Origin of the sequence: Nocardioides sp. NPDC023903 (genome assembly GCF_040639295.1) — a bacterium.
GTDB lineage: Bacteria > Actinomycetota > Actinomycetes > Propionibacteriales > Nocardioidaceae > Nocardioides.
The window spans coordinates 562,475-580,043 of the sequence record NZ_JBEZZS010000001.1; the positions used below are offsets into that span (position 1 = coordinate 562,475).

Annotated in this window: 20 protein-coding genes; 9 read left to right on the forward strand and 11 right to left on the reverse strand. The window is 67.0% G+C overall.

From position 1 onward, the window contains the following. Positions 1-203: 203 nt before the first annotated feature. On the reverse strand, positions 204-1,889 hold the full coding sequence (locus AB0F44_RS02710) for a DUF262 domain-containing HNH endonuclease family protein (protein WP_357352395.1): 1,686 nt from the start codon (positions 1,887-1,889) through the stop codon (positions 204-206). 188 nt (positions 1,890-2,077) lie between these two features. Continuing rightward, entirely contained in the window at positions 2,078-2,200 is a 123-nt protein-coding gene (locus AB0F44_RS02715; RefSeq protein ID WP_357352397.1) for a hypothetical protein, read from the reverse strand. Between the two features lie 107 nt (positions 2,201-2,307). On the opposite strand from AB0F44_RS02715, the gene zwf reads away from it, so the two are divergent. Continuing rightward, a complete protein-coding gene (gene zwf, locus AB0F44_RS02720; RefSeq protein ID WP_357352399.1) occupies positions 2,308-3,750 on the forward strand; it encodes a glucose-6-phosphate dehydrogenase in 1,443 nt (480 codons plus the stop codon). 57 nt (positions 3,751-3,807) lie between these two features. Continuing rightward, a complete protein-coding gene (locus AB0F44_RS02725) occupies positions 3,808-4,812 on the forward strand; it encodes a 5'-3' exonuclease H3TH domain-containing protein (RefSeq protein ID WP_357352401.1) in 1,005 nt (334 codons plus the stop codon). A gap of 27 nt (positions 4,813-4,839) precedes the next feature. Here the strand turns inward: AB0F44_RS02725 and AB0F44_RS02730 are convergent, their stop codons facing one another. The 4 genes from AB0F44_RS02730 to AB0F44_RS02745 are packed head-to-tail and all read right to left on the reverse strand — an operon-like array spanning position 4,840 to position 7,613. Further along, a complete protein-coding gene (locus tag AB0F44_RS02730; RefSeq protein WP_357352402.1) occupies positions 4,840-5,661 on the reverse strand; it encodes a hypothetical protein in 822 nt (273 codons plus the stop codon). After that, positions 5,648-6,892 carry a hypothetical protein gene (locus AB0F44_RS02735; RefSeq protein WP_357352404.1) on the reverse strand — a complete coding sequence of 415 codons (1,245 nt, stop codon included), beginning with the start codon at positions 6,890-6,892 and terminating at the stop codon, positions 5,648-5,650. The genes AB0F44_RS02730 and AB0F44_RS02735 overlap by 14 nt, the downstream gene beginning before the upstream one ends. Beyond that, on the reverse strand, positions 6,889-7,209 hold the full coding sequence (locus tag AB0F44_RS02740) for a hypothetical protein (protein WP_357352406.1): 321 nt from the start codon (positions 7,207-7,209) through the stop codon (positions 6,889-6,891). Before AB0F44_RS02740 ends, AB0F44_RS02735 begins: the two co-directional genes overlap by 4 nt. Beyond that, a complete protein-coding gene (locus AB0F44_RS02745) occupies positions 7,206-7,613 on the reverse strand; it encodes an SAV_915 family protein (RefSeq protein ID WP_357352408.1) in 408 nt (135 codons plus the stop codon). Before AB0F44_RS02745 ends, AB0F44_RS02740 begins: the two co-directional genes overlap by 4 nt. Positions 7,614-7,906: 293 nt before the next feature. Here AB0F44_RS02745 and AB0F44_RS02750 point away from each other — a divergent pair, with 293 nt between their 5' ends. Further along, positions 7,907-8,656, forward strand: coding sequence for a hypothetical protein (locus AB0F44_RS02750; protein WP_357352410.1), 750 nt, complete (start codon positions 7,907-7,909; stop codon positions 8,654-8,656). 52 nt (positions 8,657-8,708) lie between these two features. Here AB0F44_RS02750 and AB0F44_RS02755 read toward each other — a convergent pair whose 3' ends face one another. The 3 genes from AB0F44_RS02755 to AB0F44_RS02765 form a co-directional block, all read right to left on the reverse strand. After that, entirely contained in the window at positions 8,709-9,359 is a 651-nt protein-coding gene (locus AB0F44_RS02755) for a metallophosphoesterase (protein ID WP_357352412.1), read from the reverse strand. Between the two features lie 324 nt (positions 9,360-9,683). Then, entirely contained in the window at positions 9,684-10,391 is a 708-nt protein-coding gene (locus AB0F44_RS02760; protein ID WP_357352414.1) for a hypothetical protein, read from the reverse strand. A 121-nt stretch (positions 10,392-10,512) separates the two neighbouring features. Beyond that, on the reverse strand, positions 10,513-11,697 hold the full coding sequence (locus AB0F44_RS02765) for an aminotransferase class I/II-fold pyridoxal phosphate-dependent enzyme (RefSeq protein ID WP_357352416.1): 1,185 nt from the start codon (positions 11,695-11,697) through the stop codon (positions 10,513-10,515). A gap of 104 nt (positions 11,698-11,801) precedes the next feature. Here AB0F44_RS02765 and AB0F44_RS02770 point away from each other — a divergent pair, with 104 nt between their 5' ends. Beyond that, entirely contained in the window at positions 11,802-12,302 is a 501-nt protein-coding gene (locus AB0F44_RS02770) for an Lrp/AsnC family transcriptional regulator (RefSeq protein WP_357352708.1), read from the forward strand. Between the two features lie 24 nt (positions 12,303-12,326). On the opposite strand, the gene AB0F44_RS02775 is transcribed toward AB0F44_RS02770, so the two are convergent. After that, positions 12,327-12,539: a dodecin gene (locus AB0F44_RS02775; RefSeq protein ID WP_350657846.1), complete on the reverse strand. Its 213-nt coding sequence runs from the start codon at positions 12,537-12,539 to the stop codon at positions 12,327-12,329. A gap of 156 nt (positions 12,540-12,695) precedes the next feature. Here AB0F44_RS02775 and AB0F44_RS02780 point away from each other — a divergent pair, with 156 nt between their 5' ends. The 4 genes from AB0F44_RS02780 to AB0F44_RS02795 are packed head-to-tail and all read left to right on the forward strand — an operon-like array spanning position 12,696 to position 15,638. Next, positions 12,696-14,114: an MFS transporter gene (locus AB0F44_RS02780; RefSeq protein ID WP_357352418.1), complete on the forward strand. Its 1,419-nt coding sequence runs from the start codon at positions 12,696-12,698 to the stop codon at positions 14,112-14,114. Beyond that, on the forward strand, positions 14,111-14,560 hold the full coding sequence (locus AB0F44_RS02785) for a hypothetical protein (protein WP_357352421.1): 450 nt from the start codon (positions 14,111-14,113) through the stop codon (positions 14,558-14,560). Before AB0F44_RS02780 ends, AB0F44_RS02785 begins: the two co-directional genes overlap by 4 nt. After that, on the forward strand, positions 14,557-15,027 hold the full coding sequence (locus tag AB0F44_RS02790) for a GNAT family N-acetyltransferase (protein ID WP_357352423.1): 471 nt from the start codon (positions 14,557-14,559) through the stop codon (positions 15,025-15,027). The genes AB0F44_RS02785 and AB0F44_RS02790 overlap by 4 nt, the downstream gene beginning before the upstream one ends. A 29-nt stretch (positions 15,028-15,056) precedes the next feature. Beyond that, entirely contained in the window at positions 15,057-15,638 is a 582-nt protein-coding gene (locus AB0F44_RS02795; RefSeq protein ID WP_357352425.1) for a TetR/AcrR family transcriptional regulator, read from the forward strand. Positions 15,639-15,641: 3 nt separating this feature from the next. On the opposite strand, the gene AB0F44_RS02800 is transcribed toward AB0F44_RS02795, so the two are convergent. Further along, on the reverse strand, positions 15,642-16,904 hold the full coding sequence (locus AB0F44_RS02800; protein WP_357352427.1) for an oxygenase MpaB family protein: 1,263 nt from the start codon (positions 16,902-16,904) through the stop codon (positions 15,642-15,644). A gap of 61 nt (positions 16,905-16,965) precedes the next feature. Here AB0F44_RS02800 and AB0F44_RS02805 point away from each other — a divergent pair, with 61 nt between their 5' ends. Continuing rightward, positions 16,966-17,565: a TetR/AcrR family transcriptional regulator gene (locus tag AB0F44_RS02805; protein ID WP_357352429.1), complete on the forward strand. Its 600-nt coding sequence runs from the start codon at positions 16,966-16,968 to the stop codon at positions 17,563-17,565. Positions 17,566-17,569 lie beyond the last annotated feature (4 nt).

The following is a 17,569-nucleotide window of genomic DNA, read 5'->3' on the forward strand; positions in this document are numbered from 1 at the left end:
CGGATGAGACCTGCCGACCTCATACCTGTAAGCCAAGCTGGGATGGCTTCCTCAAGACTTCGACCCAGTCCCATCAACGCGTCATCGGAGGCGTCGAGGTGTCCCCGTGCGTGTCAATGTGCTTAGCGCCTGGAGTGCCGGACAAACCCGTGAATCGAAATGTTCAATCCGATCCGATGAGTAACATCGCGCGGCGCCGCACATCACGTCGCCAACGACCACTCGTCGATCAAGAGTCCAAGAAGCGCCTCCTGACGTGCCTGAATGACCTTCGGCGTCCATTCCTGCTCCCCGATGACCTGGGTAGTCAGCGCGAAGTTCGCCACGCCATTCGTGCTAGTGAAGTACTGATTCTTCTTGTAGGCGAAGTCGAAGTTGTTGGCGGTGGCGTTCTTTGCCCTGTTGAGGAGCACGAGATTGCCCAACTTGTGGGTCCACGCGACTCGTTCTTCGTTGGTGAAGTTCTGCCGCCACTCGCTGTCGCTGCTCGGAGTCTGTGGGAGAACGTGCTCGATGGTGATCTTGTCGTGCTCATAGACAACGCCCGAAGTCCTCGCCAAGATCTCGTCCGTGCGCAGGAGGATGAACTTGGTGATCTTACTGACGAGGTAGATGTCGCCGCCGAGGTGTTGTGTCGTGGCAGCGCGCTCCTCGGGCGAAAGTTCGAATCTGTCTGCATCGAGCCCGTGGCCGCCATCGAGCTGCTCGAGAAGCTCGTTGTAGCGAGCCACCCGTGGAGTTGTGTAGATACGACGAACGAAGAGGCTGGCAGCTAGGCGCTCGAGTTTCCGTAGAAAGGCATCCAGGAACACCGGGTCGTCAGCGTGGTTCTTCAGCGCCCATAGCGCAGCTGGCCGCCAGTCCTGGTTATCGAACTGGGCAAGCCGCTGAAGCCAGCCGTTGATCAAGCTCCACTTCGGGTCCGTCTTGTCGAAGTCACGATTGACCAGACGCATGTTGGCCTGGGCATACGGTGTGAGGAAGTCGTCGATGAAGCCCTTAGCGTTCGTCGGCAGGTACTTCGAGAGGACGAGCTCGGGGAACTCAATGAGCAAGCCCTTGACACCCTTTTTCTTCACCACGAGCGTGCGTAGGTGAAGGAAGAGCTCGGCGAACTGATCACGGCCCAGTTCCTGCTCCAGATCCTCCCAGGTCTCGGCGTACGCCGCCCGCTCGTCGTCGTCCGCGATCTCCCCGATCACGGTCGACTTGAAGATGTCTGGCGCCGTCAGCGGCAGACCACGCGAGTTCATGACGCTGAAGATTCGGTACGCGCTCGTAAGGTCGGGAGTGCTGACGACCACGAGGTATGTGCGGCCTCCGAGCATCTTGAAGAGAGCCGTCCGCTCCTCGGCAGACCACCCGGCAAGCGCTCTGTACAGGGCTATGGCATTGTCACGGATTGACTTCTGGGAGTCGGTCTCCAGCACCTGATCGGACTGAGCCATCAAGTCATCAATCGAGCCGTCAGTCTGCACGTGCTTCTTGAAGAACTTCGCGTCACGCTTGCGCAGCTTCAGCCGCACCCGTGCTGCCTTGTCGTCCCACACCACCTCAGGTTCCTCTACGAACTTATGGATGTCAGCCCGCAACGAGGCGTTGCTCGTGAGGTCTCGAAGCACAGCGCACAGGATGGTCAACGTCGTCAGTCGCTGCTGACCGTCAATCACCTCAGAGGTAGGAAGACCCTTCTGCTTCACCAGCACGATCGACCCGAGGAAGTATGGCTCGTCGCTGGTTCGGGTCAGGGCGTCACGGAGGTCATCGAGCAGCTGAAGCGTCTCGTCCTTACCCCAGGCATACGGTCGTTGGTACTCCGGGATCACGAAGTCATACTCCGCAGAGAAGACCTTGCCTACCTGCACCTCGCCGGCTTCAAGCAACTTCACTTGCACCAAGTCCTCTCCAAAGTGTCGAGGCTGTTTGCCCGATTGCGGTTCTCGGGTGACGCTACAGCCTCACCGCGGTGACGAGTTCGCCTTTGCGTTGATGGACGCGCCTGTCACGCTGACCGCCGGCGCCGCCGATGGTGGGTTCCGCTCATCGCGCAGATCGACACGCACCACCCGCAGGTCACCTACATCGAGCTCAGCGCCGGGCGCGCCACGTACACCCACACCGCCGCCAATGCCGCCCCGAAAGCCTCGAGGGCGCCACGGGCGTCATCGGCACAAACACCGAGGACGGCGTCTTGCGTCACCTCACGAAGCCTGGGCAGCCGATGCTGCGACCGTGATTCGAAGCTGAACGCACCCTGGTAGCGCGAGTCCCTGGCACCGATTACCGCGGGTGGCGGAGACTAAGGATGTGCCCACCAAACCAGCCCCGCACGTACTCGTCCTCTTCGGCGCGACCGGTGACCTGGCCGCGCGCAAACTGTTCCCCGGGTTGTATCGGCTCGCGCTCGCGAAGCGGCTTCCCGATCAGCTCGCGATCATCGGCAGCGGGCGGCGCTCGCCCGGCAGCGACGACGACTTTCGTGACCACGTTCGCCAGGCGCTGAAGGAGTTCGTCGGAGACGTCGACGAGTCCGTCGCCGGGCCGCTGCTGGAGCGGATCCGGTTCGTCGCCTCCTCCGCCGAGGACGGCACCGCGCTGGCCAAGGCGGTGCACGAGGCCGAGGACCGGCTCGCGCTGGATGGCGGTCAGACGGTCGGCGACGTACAGCGCCTTCTCTATCTCTCCGTGCCACCGCAGGCCGTGGAGGGGATGGTCGGGATGTTCGCCCGGGAGAAGCTGAACGTCCGCAGCCGGCTGGTCGCAGAGAAGCCGTTCGGCACCGATCTTGCCTCGGCGCGCGAGCTCGACGCGGTGCTCAGCGAGGCGTTCGAGGAGGTGCAGGTCTTCCGAATCGACCACTTCATCGGGAAGGAGGCCGTGCAGAACCTGCTGGCGCTGCGCTTCGCCAACGGTCTCTTCGAGCCCGCGTGGAACCGGCACAGCATCGAGTCGGTGCAGATCGACGTACCGGAGAAGCTCACCGTCACCGGGCGCGGCAGCTTCTACGAGGGCACCGGCTGCCTGCGCGACATGGTCACCACCCACCTGTGCCAGCTGCTCGGGTTCGTGGCGATGGAGGATCCGCACGCCTTCCGCGAGGGCGCGATCCGCGCGGCGAAGGCCGCCGCCTTCGCTGCCGTTCGGCCGCTGGACCCCGAGCGCGTGGTCTTCGGGCAGTATGACGGCTATCGCGAGGAGCCCGACGTCGCCGAAGACTCCGACGTGGAGACGTACGTCGCCATCGAGGCGTGGATCGACAACGACCGGTGGCGCGGGGTGCCGTTCTACCTTCGCACCGGCAAGGCGCTCGCGGCCGGACGGCGGACGATCACGATCCGGTTCATCGACCCGCGTCACCAGTGGCTGCAGCCGGCGGACTCCGGCCGGGCAGAGCCCAACGAGCTGGTGATCGAGCTCAGCGACGACGCCCGGATCGAGATCGACGTCCGGGCCAAGCGCCCCGGCCCCGGCATGGCGCTGGTCGAGGGGGTTTTCCGCCTCGACCTCGCCGGGGACACCCCGGACGCCGGGCCGCTGGAGGCGTACGAGCGGCTGCTTCTCGACGTCATGAACGGCGACCGGACCTTGTTCACCAGTGCGCGCGAGGTGGAGCGGCTGTGGGAGATCTGCCAGCCGGTCCTCGAGCATCGGCCCGCCGTGGAGAGCTACCCGCAGGGATCCTGGGGCCCGGAGTCGGCGCTCGAGCTGCCGGTCGGCGGCTGGCGGCTAGGAAGGAACCGGTCGAACTAGGCCGCGTATGGCCAGGGGCTCGGTCGAACCGGGCATCGCACCTCTACGATGGGCGCGATGTCGATGACCAGCTCGCCGAGCCCCCGCCGCCTCCTGCTCGTCGTCGACGCCCCGTCGCTGCTGCACCGCAACCATCACGCCCGGGCGCACACCCGCATGATCGACCGTGCCGGCCGGCCCGCCTGGGCGCTGCACGGGATGCTGCGGCAGATCCTCGACTCGATCGACGCCTTCGCTCCGGACGCGGTGCTCTTCGGTCTCGACGACCGCACCGCGTCCGTACGCAGGGACGCCTATCCCGACTACAAGGCCGGCCGCCCCGAGAAGGACCCGCTGCTGGCCGAGCAGCTCGACCGGGCCGGCTCGCTCCTCGACGCCCTCGGGCTCGCGACCGTCACTCCCCCGGGCCTCGAGGCCGACGACGTCAACGCCTCCGCCGCGGCCTGGGCCGGCCGCAACGGCTGGGACTGCGTCGTGATCACCTCCGACCGTGACGCGTTCGCGCTGATCAGCGAGCACACCAAGGTTCTGCGACTGATCAACGGCGGGATCAACGGCTCTCCCCTGCTCAACCCCGCCCGGTTGTATGCGATGTACGGCGTGCCGGCCTCGCGTTATCTGGAGTACGCCGCCCTGCGCGGTGACGCCAGCGACAACCTGCCCGGCGTGAGCGGCATCGGCGAGAAGTCCGCGGCGGCCCTCCTCGACCAGGTCGGCCCGATGGACGGCGTCTGGTCCGACATCTCCGACAACGACGGGCAGAAGGTGACTGAGATCCTCGACGCGTGGGCGGCCGACACCGGCGTACGCCGTATCGCCCCGCGCGTCGTCCGCGCACTCTCCGCCCCCGACGCCCGGGCGCGTTACGACTTCAACCTGCGGATGATGACCTGCCGCGACGACCTCGACCTCCGCCTCACCCCGGACGTCCCCGGCACCCCCGGCCTCCTCCCCCTCGACCTGGATCGGGTCTCCCGCGTCGTCGGCTTCCTCGGTGTCGAAGGCACCACCGCCGTCGCGCAACGAGTGCTGAGTACGAATCCCGCTTCGACGGTCTCGTAGACCTCATCCCGCAGAGGGCGGACAGCGTCAAGCCCGCTGCAGCGTCCCATCCAGAAGCTCAACCGCTCCGGGCCCGATCCAGGACGCTCGCTCACCAGCGCTCATCCGCTGAAGATGCTCTAGAGATGCACGCAAGCGATCGGGTTCGTCGAACGCCGCGAGATACACCGAGAGCTCAGGATGCTTGGGCGTTCGGTCCATCGGAACGATCAGCTTGCTGCTCTGCACCGTGAACGAGGGCGATGTCGTTCGACCGAGAAGATTGAGACGCGGACGTATCGGGTCGCTGTCGTCGTACAGAACGGTGTGGACATCGTCCCAAGCAATGACGACGTCGGTGGTCCAACCACGAAGCTCGACCCTGTCGGCAGACAGGCGGAGCGTGGGCTTGCGTGCCAGCGCTCTGATGGAGTCTGGGATCAGGATGATGAAAAGGAGACCGATCACCCAGACGAGCACTCCCCCACCAGGAACGCCCACGGCGATTCCCGCCGCGAGGAAGAACCCGGTGAAACCGATCCCGACCAGCAGCATGGTCAGCGGCGTACGCGCCCTCATCTTCAACTCGATCGTCCGACCATCATCGGTCAACCTCACTCGTCCCCGCCCGCTGGTGGGAACCAGCGCCAGGACCAGTGCGATGGCGCTTAGCACCAGCGCCACTGCCAATGACAACGCCACCGCACGACCTGGGCCGCTCAGCCCGGCATCGGCCACGCCCTGATAGGCGACGAACGCTCCCGCGAGAACAACCAGTACGGCGACGACCCAGCCAAGAGGCTTAGACAGTCGGGTCGTTCGACGGCTCCTGCTCGAACTGCTGGAGACGTAAGGGTCAGAAGACGGCATCCCATGCACTTTCTGCTAGATCACCGATCGCTGCGCCGGTGTCCTTGACCTCGTTCCACCCGCTGTTGATCGCTTTGCCCGCATCATCAAGGGAGGTCAGGCCGTTCTCCCAGACCGAGTCGATCAAGCCCGATGTGATGGCCCCGGTTACCGTTCCTACCGCAGCGCCGGCGACAATTCCAACCGCTGTGCCCAGGACAGGTACCGGGATTGCGGTCCCGATGACTCCGCCGATATAGGCACCAGCAGCGATGCTCGCGACCATGGACACGCCGTTGGAAGTCACGGCCTGACCGGCGGATTCGCCTTCGTCCATGTCGGCCTTGATCGCGTAGCCGGTCGCGAGCACGTCGAGGGCCCACAGACCGCGGGTTACGCCCTTCGGCACCTCGATGTTCTTGACCGCTTTGGTGGCCTCTGGAATCTGGTTGGTCTTGAGGTCGTCGATCTCGTCGAGAATCTGGTAGTAGCGCGAGCGGTCGCGCACGACGCCGTTGTCGTTCATGGCGTCGGCATGTTCGAGGTTGCGAGCGACCTGCTCGTTGAGGAAGTCGATCTGACCGGCGAGCGCCGGATACGCCTTGGCAACCAAGGTGATCTCGAACTTGCTGGCAAGCAGCGGGGCGGTCAGCCCGACAAGGTTTTTGTGGTGCTTTTCCCACAGCCCCGGAGCGTCATCGAGCGAGTCGTACCATTCTTTGAAGATCTCCTTCGCCCGCTTCACCGCGCGATCCCACGCATCGACACGTTTGTTATGCGCCTCGACCGCGTCATTGGCCTTGTTCCAGGCGTCGGTTGCGGCCTGATCCGCGCCGGCTGGCAAGTCTCCAGGAGAAGCGGGTCCGGACCCTGGGTTCTTGATGATCGTGCCAACGACCGTAAGCCCATCACCAGATGCAGTCGACCGGACAGACTCGAGATCGTTCTGAGCGCGCTCGAGGTCCGCAGCCAATGCGTCGACATCTACAGCGACCGACTTCGCTGTGGTCTTCGCACCGTCACCCGCCTTGGCCAATTCCTTCACACGTCCGGCAAAAGCGGTGCCGGCTTCCCCGGTCCAGTCCGACTCGGTCCGGTTCTTCTGCCGGTGAGCCGTCTCGGCGATATCCTCAGCGCCGTTTCCGAAGTCGCCCCGCAGCCAGTCGGCCACAGCGCGAATCGAACCGGGGCTGCCATCAAGCTCGGTGTCGAGGTCGCCTCCGGTGCCTCCCCCGCCCCCGGCATCCTTCACTGCTTCGTCTCCATCGGACCCTTGATCAGTAGCGACTCGGCCGCGGCCCGCTGGTCGGCATCTGCCGTCGCGCTGACTGCTTCACGAGCCGCCGTACCGATCGTCTCGGACTCCATGGACAACCGGCCGCCCACCTCGGCAAAGCCCGCCAAGATCAGTCCCAGGATCGCCGCGGCCTCGCCGGTGTTCCCCAGCCCGGGCAACGACTTGCCCGCCGGGTCCAGAACAGACGCAGCCGAGATCAGCTGCTCCGAGGCGCCGCGAACAACATCCTCATTGACCTTGATGTCGCGGCCTCCGCCGCCGCCATCTCTCACCGGCCACCCATCCGGCTAGCCAACGAGTCTCGCCCCACATAGACACTTCCGCCATCGGCCGAAGGCGTAACGGATCCCGGCTCGGACGGCGCGACCGCAGGCCGTTCCGCAGACGCAGCAGACTCCCGTGCCTGCCCGTCACCGTCGGTCGATTCCGCTGGCTTCTTGAGGTCGTCAGGAAGCACGACATCAAGCAGAACAGTGTCGAATGGGTGGACTTGATAGAGGTCGTCAAGCTTGAGCGTCGGCATCAGAAACCACGGCTGACCCTTACCGCAGCAGGCGTGCAGCCTGTCGAGGGCCGAGTACACCAGCAACGCAATCCGCCCGTCCCGCGTAGACCGATACTCCACCTCGAGTTCGTCAGGGTCCTTCACGTGCCTCACGCACGGGACGTAGAGCATCGGCGGATAGTCTGGCGGCAACGGCGTCGGTCCAGACGCCCCGGTGTCATTCACATCTGGCCCCTTCTGCCGAGAATCGACCTCAGCACACGTTACCGGAGGGTCCTCTTCGGGCGTGCAGACAGGTCGATCCTCAGAGCGCGCACAGCGCCGAGCGTGGGCTCCGTCCACGCCACCTGGGAGGAAGACGGACGGCGGGCGACTAGTTGTTGGGCATACCGCCGACGCTGCATGAGGATTGGGTGTCAGTTGAGACGCTCCGAACAAGAACCACGGGCTGGAGGATTCAGGTGATGCGATCACGTTCTGGGGCTGAATCGGCTGGCGGCGCCCCCGTTTCTGGGAAGTTCTCACCGCTCGCCGTCGTGACTTGGCCGCTGTTGCGGACACACGGTATTGCCCTGATCGTGCTGCCGATAGCGGTCTTCGGGTTCACCGTCGGCACCTCGGGATCGATTCCGGGCCGGATCTCGGCCGTGCTCGCCTCCACGGCTCTCCTTCTTGGCTACGGACTGTTGGTCATCGCCACAGTCCGGCGACGTTCGACCGCCTTGGAAACGGCGCCCACGAACGACGGCGTCGTGATCCACGGCCTGCGCTCGGTGGCCACAATGCTGATCGCGATGCTGCTTTGCGCGACTGGGTTTCCGATCGCCTTCGCCATCGGCGTTTTTCGAGACGGCATGGAAGCTGGATCGGCTTCGATGTTCGCGATCTCGCTGATCGTTGCGGTCATGCTGATCCCTGTCGTCGCGATGCTGTTTCGCGGACGTTTCCGGATGAACAGGCTCGTCCTGACGCATTCAACGATCACGTATGTCGGCTACCGCAAGACCCGGGAGGCGGCGTGGGACCAGCTGGACCGAGTCGAGATTCGTGAAACGCCACGGGTCGAAATCGCCCTCAGTGGCCCGAGCACGGAGTTCTCTGTCCCATTCGGCCTCCTGGCCGCAGGACCGGTCCCGCTCTCCGAGTATCTCGACGACCTGGTGCGTGACCCCAAGGGTCGGCCCGGCCCGTCTATGAACCGATCCCCCGACTGATCGCTCGAAGCAGGTCGGATGCTCGCACATGGCACGGCTGTCGGGCGTCCCGCTAACGATCCGAATCGCCCGCGACCGGGGCCACGCGCTCATGGCGGAGATCCTCGAGATGCTCAGCGAGCCGCTCTGCCGAGACCGGCCGGTAGTCCCACCAGTCGACACCGACATTGATGCCCCAGGTCCCCTTGGGCGTACGCCCCTCGCGGAATGCGTCATGCGCGTGACCGTGGAGCAGGGTCACACCCTCATCGCGAAGCCGGAACTGCGAGTAGCGGTCCTCGTCGTGCGAGTCGCCCGCGTAGGGAAAGTGGGACAGCAGTACGCGGGTGGCCGACCCGCCTTGACGTACGGGCGGGAGCTTGGCAACCCCGAAGTCCATCACCGCCGCGAACCCCGCTGCCAGATAACGGTCACGCTTTCGCCAGCCGTCTCGCATGCCCGCCCAGCAGGCGTCGTGATTTCCGGCCACGAGGATCTTCGTGCCCGCCAGCGTGGAGATTCGTGCGAGCGAGGCATCTTTGCCGTGCATGTCTACGTCGCCCAGGACCCACACCGTGTCCTCCGGCGCCACGGTCTCGTTCCAGTTCGCCACCAGACGCGCATCATGCTCATCGATCGACGCGAACGCCGCTCCCCGCGCCTCGGACAGCTCGAGCAGGCGCGCGTGGCCAAGGTGTAGGTCCGAGGTGAACCAAACCGTCATCGCGTACTCCTCGTTCTGTTCATCGTCACCATCCTGCGGCGACCTGGCGGTGGCCGTCCCAGAGCCTGCCTCCAGCCTCCGCGAGTGCCGCATCGGCGGCCCGCTCCAGTGATTTCGTGTCGCCTGTCATGGCGAGCTGGAGCGACTCATGAAGCGTCGTTGCCCAGCTGGTTCCGGCCACCTCATCGAGGGCGAGGAGCTCGCGTGCCGACCAGGTCGCGGGCGGCGTCGAGCGGTGCTGGGCGTGTCATGTGTGCCAGCCTGACCGCTTCTCACCCGCCGACACAATCGGGTTTCCACGTGACGCCGGTCAGCAAATCCTGCTCACGCCCACCGGTCTTGGAGCTCAGCGACCAGCTTCTCCGCGTCGCGCGTGTCGGGTGCGCCACCCACGGCGTCAAGGGTCGACTCCGGAAGCACCACGTATCGACTGGCCCCGTTCAGGCCGAGATCGCTCAGCGGGTCGGCCGAGTTGGTCTGGGCAAGGTCGAGGACCTGGAGGTTCTCGCCGATCCTGTCGAGGAGGTCCTGGGCAGAGCTGGCCTTCACCTGGGCTATCTGCGAGGCGAGCTCCGACGCGGCGGCGCGAGTGTCACGTACGGCGACCTCGGCGACCTTCATGTTGTTCGCCGCCGCCTGCATGTTCTGCATGGCCGCATCGTGCTGCTTCTCGGCTTCCTTCTTGTTCTGGTCGGCAACGGTAGCCGCGCCCTTCGCCGCGGCGCCCGTGACTGACACACCGAGGAGTGCGCCGAGCACGAACAGCGCGATGTTCTGGACCCGGTCGATGATGCCGAGCAGCTGCTCCCAGTCTGCGCGCTCCTGCGCTTCGTTGTGCTGGACGATGTAGACCCAGCCGTACGCCAGGACCACAAGCAAAGCGATCAGAGCAACGGCCGCGATGGCCGCCGAGATCTGCCACGGCCACCTGCCGACCGGCGCCGGGTTCTGCACGTCGGGGCTCTCTTGCACCGGTGCTGGCTCTTGGAGCACGGTCGGAGCCTCTGTATCCCCGTTCGCGTTCTGCGTCATCGCGTCTCCCCTGGGCTGTAGCAGTGACGTCGACGCTCCTCCCTGGCGAATCGGTGGTGTGGAGCCGCAGGGCGAGGTACCGAGTATTCGGCACACGAAGACCGCGGCCCTCCCAGGTTGTTCAGGCGAACTCGGGCGTACTCGAGAGGGCCTGGTCGAGGTCGGTCATCAGGTCCTCAGGGCTCTCGAGTCCGATCGAGAGGCGTACGAGGTTCGCTGAGGGCTTGGCGTGAGCCGCGACCGGGCGGTGGGTGAGGCCGGCGGGGTGCTGGATCAGCGAGTCGACGCCGCCGAGCGAGACCGCGTGGGTGAAGAGCTGGACCGACGAGGTCACGCGGGCGGCTGCGTCGTACCCGCCGCGCAGCGCGATCGTGACCATGGCACCGGGGCCGCGCATCTGCTTGCCGACCAGACCCCGATCATCGTCCTCCCCGGGGAAGTAGACCCGCTCGACTGCCGGGTGCCTTTGCAGCCACTCCGCGATCTCGACCGCGCCGGCCTGCTGGGTCCGTACGCGGGTGGGCAGGGTGGCGAGGCCACGGTGGAGGAGATAGGCACCCAGCGGGTGCAGGAGGCCACCGGTGACCGCACGGACCTGGCGCAGGCGCGCAGCAATCTCCTCGTCGCACGCGATCACACCACCGACGACGTCGCCGTGGCCGCCGATGTACTTGGTGGCGCTGTGCAGCGACATCGCCGCGCCTAGGGTGAGCGGGTTCTGCAGGATCGGGGTGGCGAAGGTGTTGTCCACGAGCACCGGTACGTCACCAGCAGCCGCGACGACGGTCGCGATGTCGACCAGGTCGAGGGTCGGGTTGGCCGGGGTCTCGAGCACCACCAGCGCCGTGTCCGACCGGACGGAGGCGGCGACCTCGTGCTCCGTACAGAACGTCACCTCCACGCCAAGCAGGCCGGAGGCGAGCAGGTGGTCGGTGCCGCCGTACAGCGGGCGGACGGCGACGACGTGCCGCTTGCCGTTGAACGAGGTGCTCGCGATGATCGCTGCGGTCATCGCCGCCATGCCCGAGGCGTATGCGACGGCGGTCTCGGCCTGCTCCAGCTGCGCCAGCGCCGACTCGAACCGCGCGACGGTGGGGTTCCACAGCCGCTGGTAGACGGAACCGCCGTCCGGGAGCGGATGGCCACCGGTCGCCATCGCCTCGTACGACGCGCCACCGCGCTCGATGTCGGGCAGCGGATTGGTCGAGGACAGATCGATCGGGAGGGCGTGGACGCCGTACATCGCCAGGTCCTCCCGGCCGGCGTGGACGGCGAGCGAGTCGAGGTGAGGGTTCGCAATCGGCATGACGCGATGCTGGCCGGAACCACAAGATCAAGCCATATCGATTGCCGAAGATCCCATCCAATCCCCGATACTGACGACTTCGAGCAATTCGACCAGTGATCCAGGTGAGCCCGTTGGCGAAAGTACAACCATCCGCAGCCGCCCTCGACTCCGTCGACCGACGCATCCTGAGCGAGCTCGCCGCCAACCCCGAGCTCACCAACAAGGCGCTCGCATCGCGCCTCGGCCTCGCCGAGTCGACCTGCGCCTACCGGTTGCGGGCGCTGCGCGACAGCGGCGTCATCACCGGCCGCCGCCTCGACGTCGACGTCCGTTCTCTGGGCTACCCGCTGCAGGCCGTGATCAAGGTGCGGCTCGGCAGCCACAGCAAAGAGCACGTCGAAAAGCTCTACGACGATCTGGCCACGACCCCTGGTGTGATCCAGGCCTTCCACGTCGCCGGCGCTGACGACTTCCACCTCCACGTCGCCGTCGAGGATGCCGAGGCCCTGCGCGACTTCGTCCTGCAGCACGTGACCGTCCACCGGGTCGTACGGCAGACCGAGACGCAGCTCGTGTTCGAGCTGCGTGAGGGGCCGGGCGTACTGCCGCGCGACCCCGCGTAGTCCCCGTTCAGCGCCGCGGCGCCGTCACTCGTCCTCCATCCGGAAGCCGACCTTCAGCCCGACCTGGAAGTGCTGGATGTCGTCGTCGTCGACGTGTCCGCGGATCTGCGTGACCTCGAACCAGTCCAGGTGCCGCAGCGTCTTGCTTGCTCGGCCGACGCCGTTGCGGATCGCCTGCTCGAGTCCTTCGTCTGAGGTCCCGACGATCTCGGTGACGCGGTAGGTGTGTGAAGACATGGGCCTGCCCTTCTCTCGATGGTCGCTGTATCCACCTTGGGCGCGACCTCGAGACCGTGCAAGGGGTGACGCCTCGAGAAACCCCGTTGTCGTACATCGGTGTTCGAGTTAGTATCTCGTACATCAATGTTCAACTTGTGCCTCAGGAGGCGCGCCATGACTTCAAACACCAACGCAGGCGAAGCCGTCGACCAGTCCGCCGACCCGCGCCGATGGCGGCTGCTCGGGTTGCTGGGGCTGGCGCAGTTCATGCTGATCCTCGACGTCACCGTGGTGGCGATCGCGCTGCCGCACATGGGCGCCGACCTCGGCCTCGGGCGCGATGCGCTGACCTGGGTGGTCAGTGCGTACACGCTCGCGTTCGGCGGGTTGATGCTGCTCGGCGGGCGGGCTGCCGACCTGTTCGGCCCGAAGCCCGTGGTGCTCGCTGGGCTCGCGACCTTCACCGTGGCCTCCCTGGCTACCGGCCTCGCCACGAGCGCCGAGATGGCGATCGGCGGACGGGTCGCCCAAGGGGTCGGGGCGGCGATGCTCTCCCCCGCTGCCCTCTCGATCGTGGTCCGGCTCTTCGACGGCGAGGAGCGCAACCGCGCGCTCGGGATCTGGTCGGCACTCGGGGCCGGAGGGGCCGCGATCGGCGTACTTCTCGGCGGCGCCCTGACCGCCGGACCGGGTTGGGAGTGGGTCTTCCTGATCAACGTGCCCGTCGGCGTCGTCGTGGCAATCCTTCTGGCCCGGCAGCTCCCGTCGCTGCCGGCCTGGGGAGGCGACGTACGTCTCGATCTCATCGGCGCACTGATCGTCACCGCCTCCACCGGCCTGCTGATCCTCGGCTTCATCGAGGCCGGCGACGAGGGCTGGACCTCGAGCCGCACCCTCGTCCTCCTCGCGGGCGGAATCGTCGGCTACGCCATCCTGGCCGGCTGGTTGCGACGTACGCGTCATCCCCTCATCGACCCGGCGCTGGTCACGCGGCGGCCGGTCTTGTCGGGCACGTTCGTGCTGTTCGTGGCGACCGGGCTGATGGTGGCAGTGTTCTTCCTCGGGACGTTTTATCTGCAGGGCGCCGCCGGGCACGGGGCGCTCGCGACCGGGCTGCTGTTCCTTCCCGTCGCCGCCGCGACCATGGTCGGCGCGCAGTTGGCCGGCAGATTCATCGGCCGCCTCGGCGCTCGCACCCTCGGGGTCGCCGGGCTGCTCATCGCTGCCGCCGGGCTCGTCGTACCCGCGATCAGCATGAACACGCTGTCCACCGTGATCGCGGTCAGCGTCGGCTCCGCCGGCCTCGGGGTCCTGTTCGTGGTCGCGGCCGCGACCGCGCTGAGCCAGGTCGAGCCGCACCTCGCGGGCGTGGCCTCCGGCATCCTGAGCACCTTCCACGAGCTCGGCGCCTCGCTCGGCGCGGCGGTGATGTCCGGCGTCGCCGCGGCCAGCCTCGTCGACGGCACCACCGACGGCTTCGAGCGGGCCTACCTGGTCGCGGCCGTGATCGCAGCGCTCGCCGCCGTCCTCGCCGGGGCACTGATCCCCGGCCGACCCGCATCCACCGAGACCCATCAGGAGACCGACTCATGACGAAGACCCACCGCCCCAGACCCCGCGCGCTCTCGTTCGCGCTCCACTACCTCCAGATGGTCATCGCGATGGCCGTCGGAATGATGGTGCTCTACCCGCTCTGGCTGCTCGCCGTCGGCGGAGCGCCGGAGAGCGCGTGGGTGCATCGCGCCGACGTCGACTCGCTCGTCATGGCCACCACGATGGTGATCCCCATGGCCGCCTGGATGCGTTTCCGCGGCCACGGATCGAGGTCGATCCTCGAGATGTCAGCGGCGATGTACGCCGGCTTCGTGGTCCTCTTTCCCTTCCTCTGGCTCGGGGTCATCGACGCGGGTGGCCTGATGCTGCTCGGTCACGTATTCATGCTGCTCTTCATGCTCGTCGCGATGCTCGCGCGCCCTGGCGAATACTCCGGGAGCCACGCACATCACGCCCACGCCGCGACCGACCGGGAACCAGCATGACCGCACAGCCCGACCCGGACGTCGTCGTACGCGAAGCCACCCCTGACGACGCCGAGACCGTCCGCACGCTCATCGGCGAGATCGCCGCCCATCAGGCCCAGTCCGACTCCGTCACCGTGACCGCCGCGCAGTGGGCCGGCTACCTCGAGCGCCCGGACATCATCGTGCTGCTCGCCGAGATCGACGGAGAGCCGGTCGGCTACGTCTCTGCCGTACGCCGCCTGCACCTGAGGTCGGGCAGCGACATCATCGCCCTCGACGACCTCTACGTCCGTCCCGGCCATCGCGACGCGGGCGTCGGCAGGCTGCTGATGACCGAGCTGGCCGGCCGCTCCGGCGGCCTCACGATCACCTGGGGCGTACAACCCGACAACGACGCCGCGATCCGGTTCTACCGCCGCCTCGGCGCCACGGTCCGCGCCAAGGTGATGTGCGCGTGGCCGGCCGCACGGCAGCCGATACCCTGATGCACAACATCTCGTGGGAGGTTCCGGCCGTGACGACCCTCAAGCGCGCCGACGCACGTAAGAACATCGAGTCGATCATGGACGCGGCAACCGCCTGCCTCGCCCGCGATCCCGACGTCAGCGTCGCCGACATCGCCAAGGCGGCTGGCGTCGGGCGGGTCACGCTCTACGGCCACTTCGAGTCCCGGGCGACCCTGGTGACCCAGGTCGTCGAACGTGCGATCCAGCAGGCCGACGAAGCACTCGGTGGGGTCGACCTCGACGGCGATCCCCGTGCCGCTCTCAGCAGGCTCCTCGAGGCGTCGTGGCGACTGACGCAGCAGTACGGCGCGCTGATCGTCGCGGCCGAGCAGAGCATGCCCCAGGAGCAGTTCCAGGCGGTTCACGTCGGGCTGGTCGACCGCTGGAAGCCGCTCATGGAGCGCGGTCGGCGCGACGGTAGCTTCCGCGACGACCAGCCGCTCGAGTGGCAGCTGACCCTGCTCCAGAGCGTCCTCCACGCGGCCTCCGGCGCGGTCTTCCGGGGCGAGATCAAGGCGGCCGACGCCGCCGCCCTGATCGACGGAACCGTCCAGGCCGCCCTCACCCCTCCCGGTGCCACCCGCGACTGACGCTCACTCCGGGAGGTTGCCGACCGCCGCGCGCTCTCGGCCGAAGTAGCTGGCCAGCAGCGAGTCGGCATTTCGTTCACCTCGCCTCTCCAGGCGATCCCGGCCCGTCGCGGTTCGGCCGAGGACCCGATACCTGAGCAGGTTCAGCGGCAGCAGGTAGGCGTGCGCCCACGGGGGTCTCGTCGGAAGGCCGAGCTCATGCATCGACCTGGTCCCGAGGAAGACGGTCAGCATCGAGAGGACCCGCTCCTTCTCGTACCAGCCACGCACCCGCTCCAAGGAACCCGGCCAACCCGGATAGCTGCGATCCCTCTGGACGTCGACCGCCGCCTGCGCCAGCTGCGGTCCTGCCTCGGAGATCTCCGCCTGCGAGAGCAGCACGTGGTAGTTGATCCGGTGCCGCTCCCACTCGTCGTCGACGAGGAAGTCCTCGTCGACGCCCATCAGCCAGCCGACGTACTTCCACAGATGCATCAGCGCCCGGGCGTCCCGCCTGGAGATCGGCACTCCCAGTGCCCGGCACCCGATGATGAGTACGCCGTCGAACAGGCCCAGCGTGGCCGCCTGGTCGGCCTGGTTGATCGGCAGCCCCCACCTGCCGGTGTCCCACCTGGGTTCGAACCCGGCGTTGACCAGCGCATGCATGGCCCGTACGTGAACGGTGAGCCGCCACGCCTCACCCGAACCCGATCCGGGCGCCGGTGGCCGCAGCGCGCCGGGCCTACGCAGGCTCACCGCCCAGTGCTGGGTCTCGGCGAGGCGTCGCCGGGTGGTGCTGCCGGTCAGCCCGCCGGTGGCCACGAGCAGGTCTGGCGGACCGCCGAACCGGTAGCCGCTGATGAGCGAGAGCTGCAGGAGCACGTCGGCCGCATTCTGGCCGAGTCGCGTGAACACGCGGCTGCCCTCGTCGACGAGGTCCCAGTCGACCCAGTCCGGGGTGGCCTCGACCTGCGCGAAGAAGTCGGCCAGCGCCGGAGGCGGGGACTCCACCGCCGCGACACCGTGCTCCAGGGCCGTACGCAGCTGGGTCATCGTGACCTTGCCCGGCGTCCCGGCTCGCATCCGGATCGCCTCCGCCAGCCGCGCGCCGGCCTCATCCCGCTCGCTGAACGCCCGTCCGATCCGCTCCATCAGGTCCTCGTCGACCTCGGCGATGCGTCCCAGGAGGCGCAACGGCCGCCCGAGACGGCGGCTGCGCGCCTCGCCTTCGCGGAAACGTGTGGGGAATCCGGTGGGTTGGGTGCCCTGCTGCGCGACTGTTGTCATACTTAAAGCGTGATGCGAGCCAGAGCTCGCTTTCAATTCGCGTTCTGCCTAACGTAGGGCCATGCGCAAGACACCCACCCAGGCCCGCTCGAGGGCGACGGTCGAGCGCATCCTGGAGGCCGGACGCCAAGTGCTGATCGACGACGGCTACGAGACCTTCTCGACCAACCGCGTCGCGGTCGCCGCCGGAATCAGCCCCGGCTCGCTCTACCAGTACTTCTCCGACAAGGCCTCGATCCTCGACATCGTGATCAGCCGCTACTGGGAGGACGTCTCCGAGCGCACCGCCTCGGCGTTGGCGCTACAGGCGAGCAGCACCGGCACCCCGGCGATCCGGTCGGTCGCAGATGCCCTCCTCGCCGGGCTGGAGCAGGATCCGGCCCTCCTGCGCGTCCTGATCGAAGAGCTCCCCGCCTCCCGCAACCGAGATCGCCATGCGGCTCTCGTCAACCGCGTACGCGACCTCACGGCCGCCTATCTGCGGGCCGGATCGGATGCGGTGACCCGCCCCGACCCGCAGATCACGGCGTGGGTGCTGGTGGTGGCGATGGAGAACATCGCGCTGCGCTGGGTGCTCGACCGACCGCCCTACCCGCGCGAGGCCGTGCTCGAGGAGATGGTCGCGCTCACCGCGGGCTACCTGGCCCACACCGCTCGATGAGGCG

Coding starts and splice junctions, on each gene's coding strand:
- AB0F44_RS02725 (WP_357352401.1), top strand. CDS start 3,808: ATGTCGATGACCAGCTCGCCGAGCCCCCGCCGCCTCCTGCTCGTCGTC.
- AB0F44_RS02730 (WP_357352402.1), bottom strand. CDS start 5,661: ATGCCGTCTTCTGACCCTTACGTCTCCAGCAGTTCGAGCAGGAGCCGT.
- AB0F44_RS02745 (WP_357352408.1), bottom strand. CDS start 7,613: ATGCTCTACGTCCCGTGCGTGAGGCACGTGAAGGACCCTGACGAACTC.
- AB0F44_RS02750 (WP_357352410.1), top strand. CDS start 7,907: ATGCGATCACGTTCTGGGGCTGAATCGGCTGGCGGCGCCCCCGTTTCT.
- AB0F44_RS02755 (WP_357352412.1), bottom strand. CDS start 9,359: ATGACGGTTTGGTTCACCTCGGACCTACACCTTGGCCACGCGCGCCTG.
- AB0F44_RS02760 (WP_357352414.1), bottom strand. CDS start 10,391: ATGACGCAGAACGCGAACGGGGATACAGAGGCTCCGACCGTGCTCCAA.
- AB0F44_RS02765 (WP_357352416.1), bottom strand. CDS start 11,697: ATGCCGATTGCGAACCCTCACCTCGACTCGCTCGCCGTCCACGCCGGC.
- AB0F44_RS02775 (WP_350657846.1), bottom strand. CDS start 12,539: ATGTCTTCACACACCTACCGCGTCACCGAGATCGTCGGGACCTCAGAC.
- AB0F44_RS02780 (WP_357352418.1), top strand. CDS start 12,696: ATGACTTCAAACACCAACGCAGGCGAAGCCGTCGACCAGTCCGCCGAC.
- AB0F44_RS02785 (WP_357352421.1), top strand. CDS start 14,111: ATGACGAAGACCCACCGCCCCAGACCCCGCGCGCTCTCGTTCGCGCTC.
- AB0F44_RS02790 (WP_357352423.1), top strand. CDS start 14,557: ATGACCGCACAGCCCGACCCGGACGTCGTCGTACGCGAAGCCACCCCT.
- AB0F44_RS02800 (WP_357352427.1), bottom strand. CDS start 16,904: ATGACAACAGTCGCGCAGCAGGGCACCCAACCCACCGGATTCCCCACA.
- AB0F44_RS02805 (WP_357352429.1), top strand. CDS start 16,966: ATGCGCAAGACACCCACCCAGGCCCGCTCGAGGGCGACGGTCGAGCGC.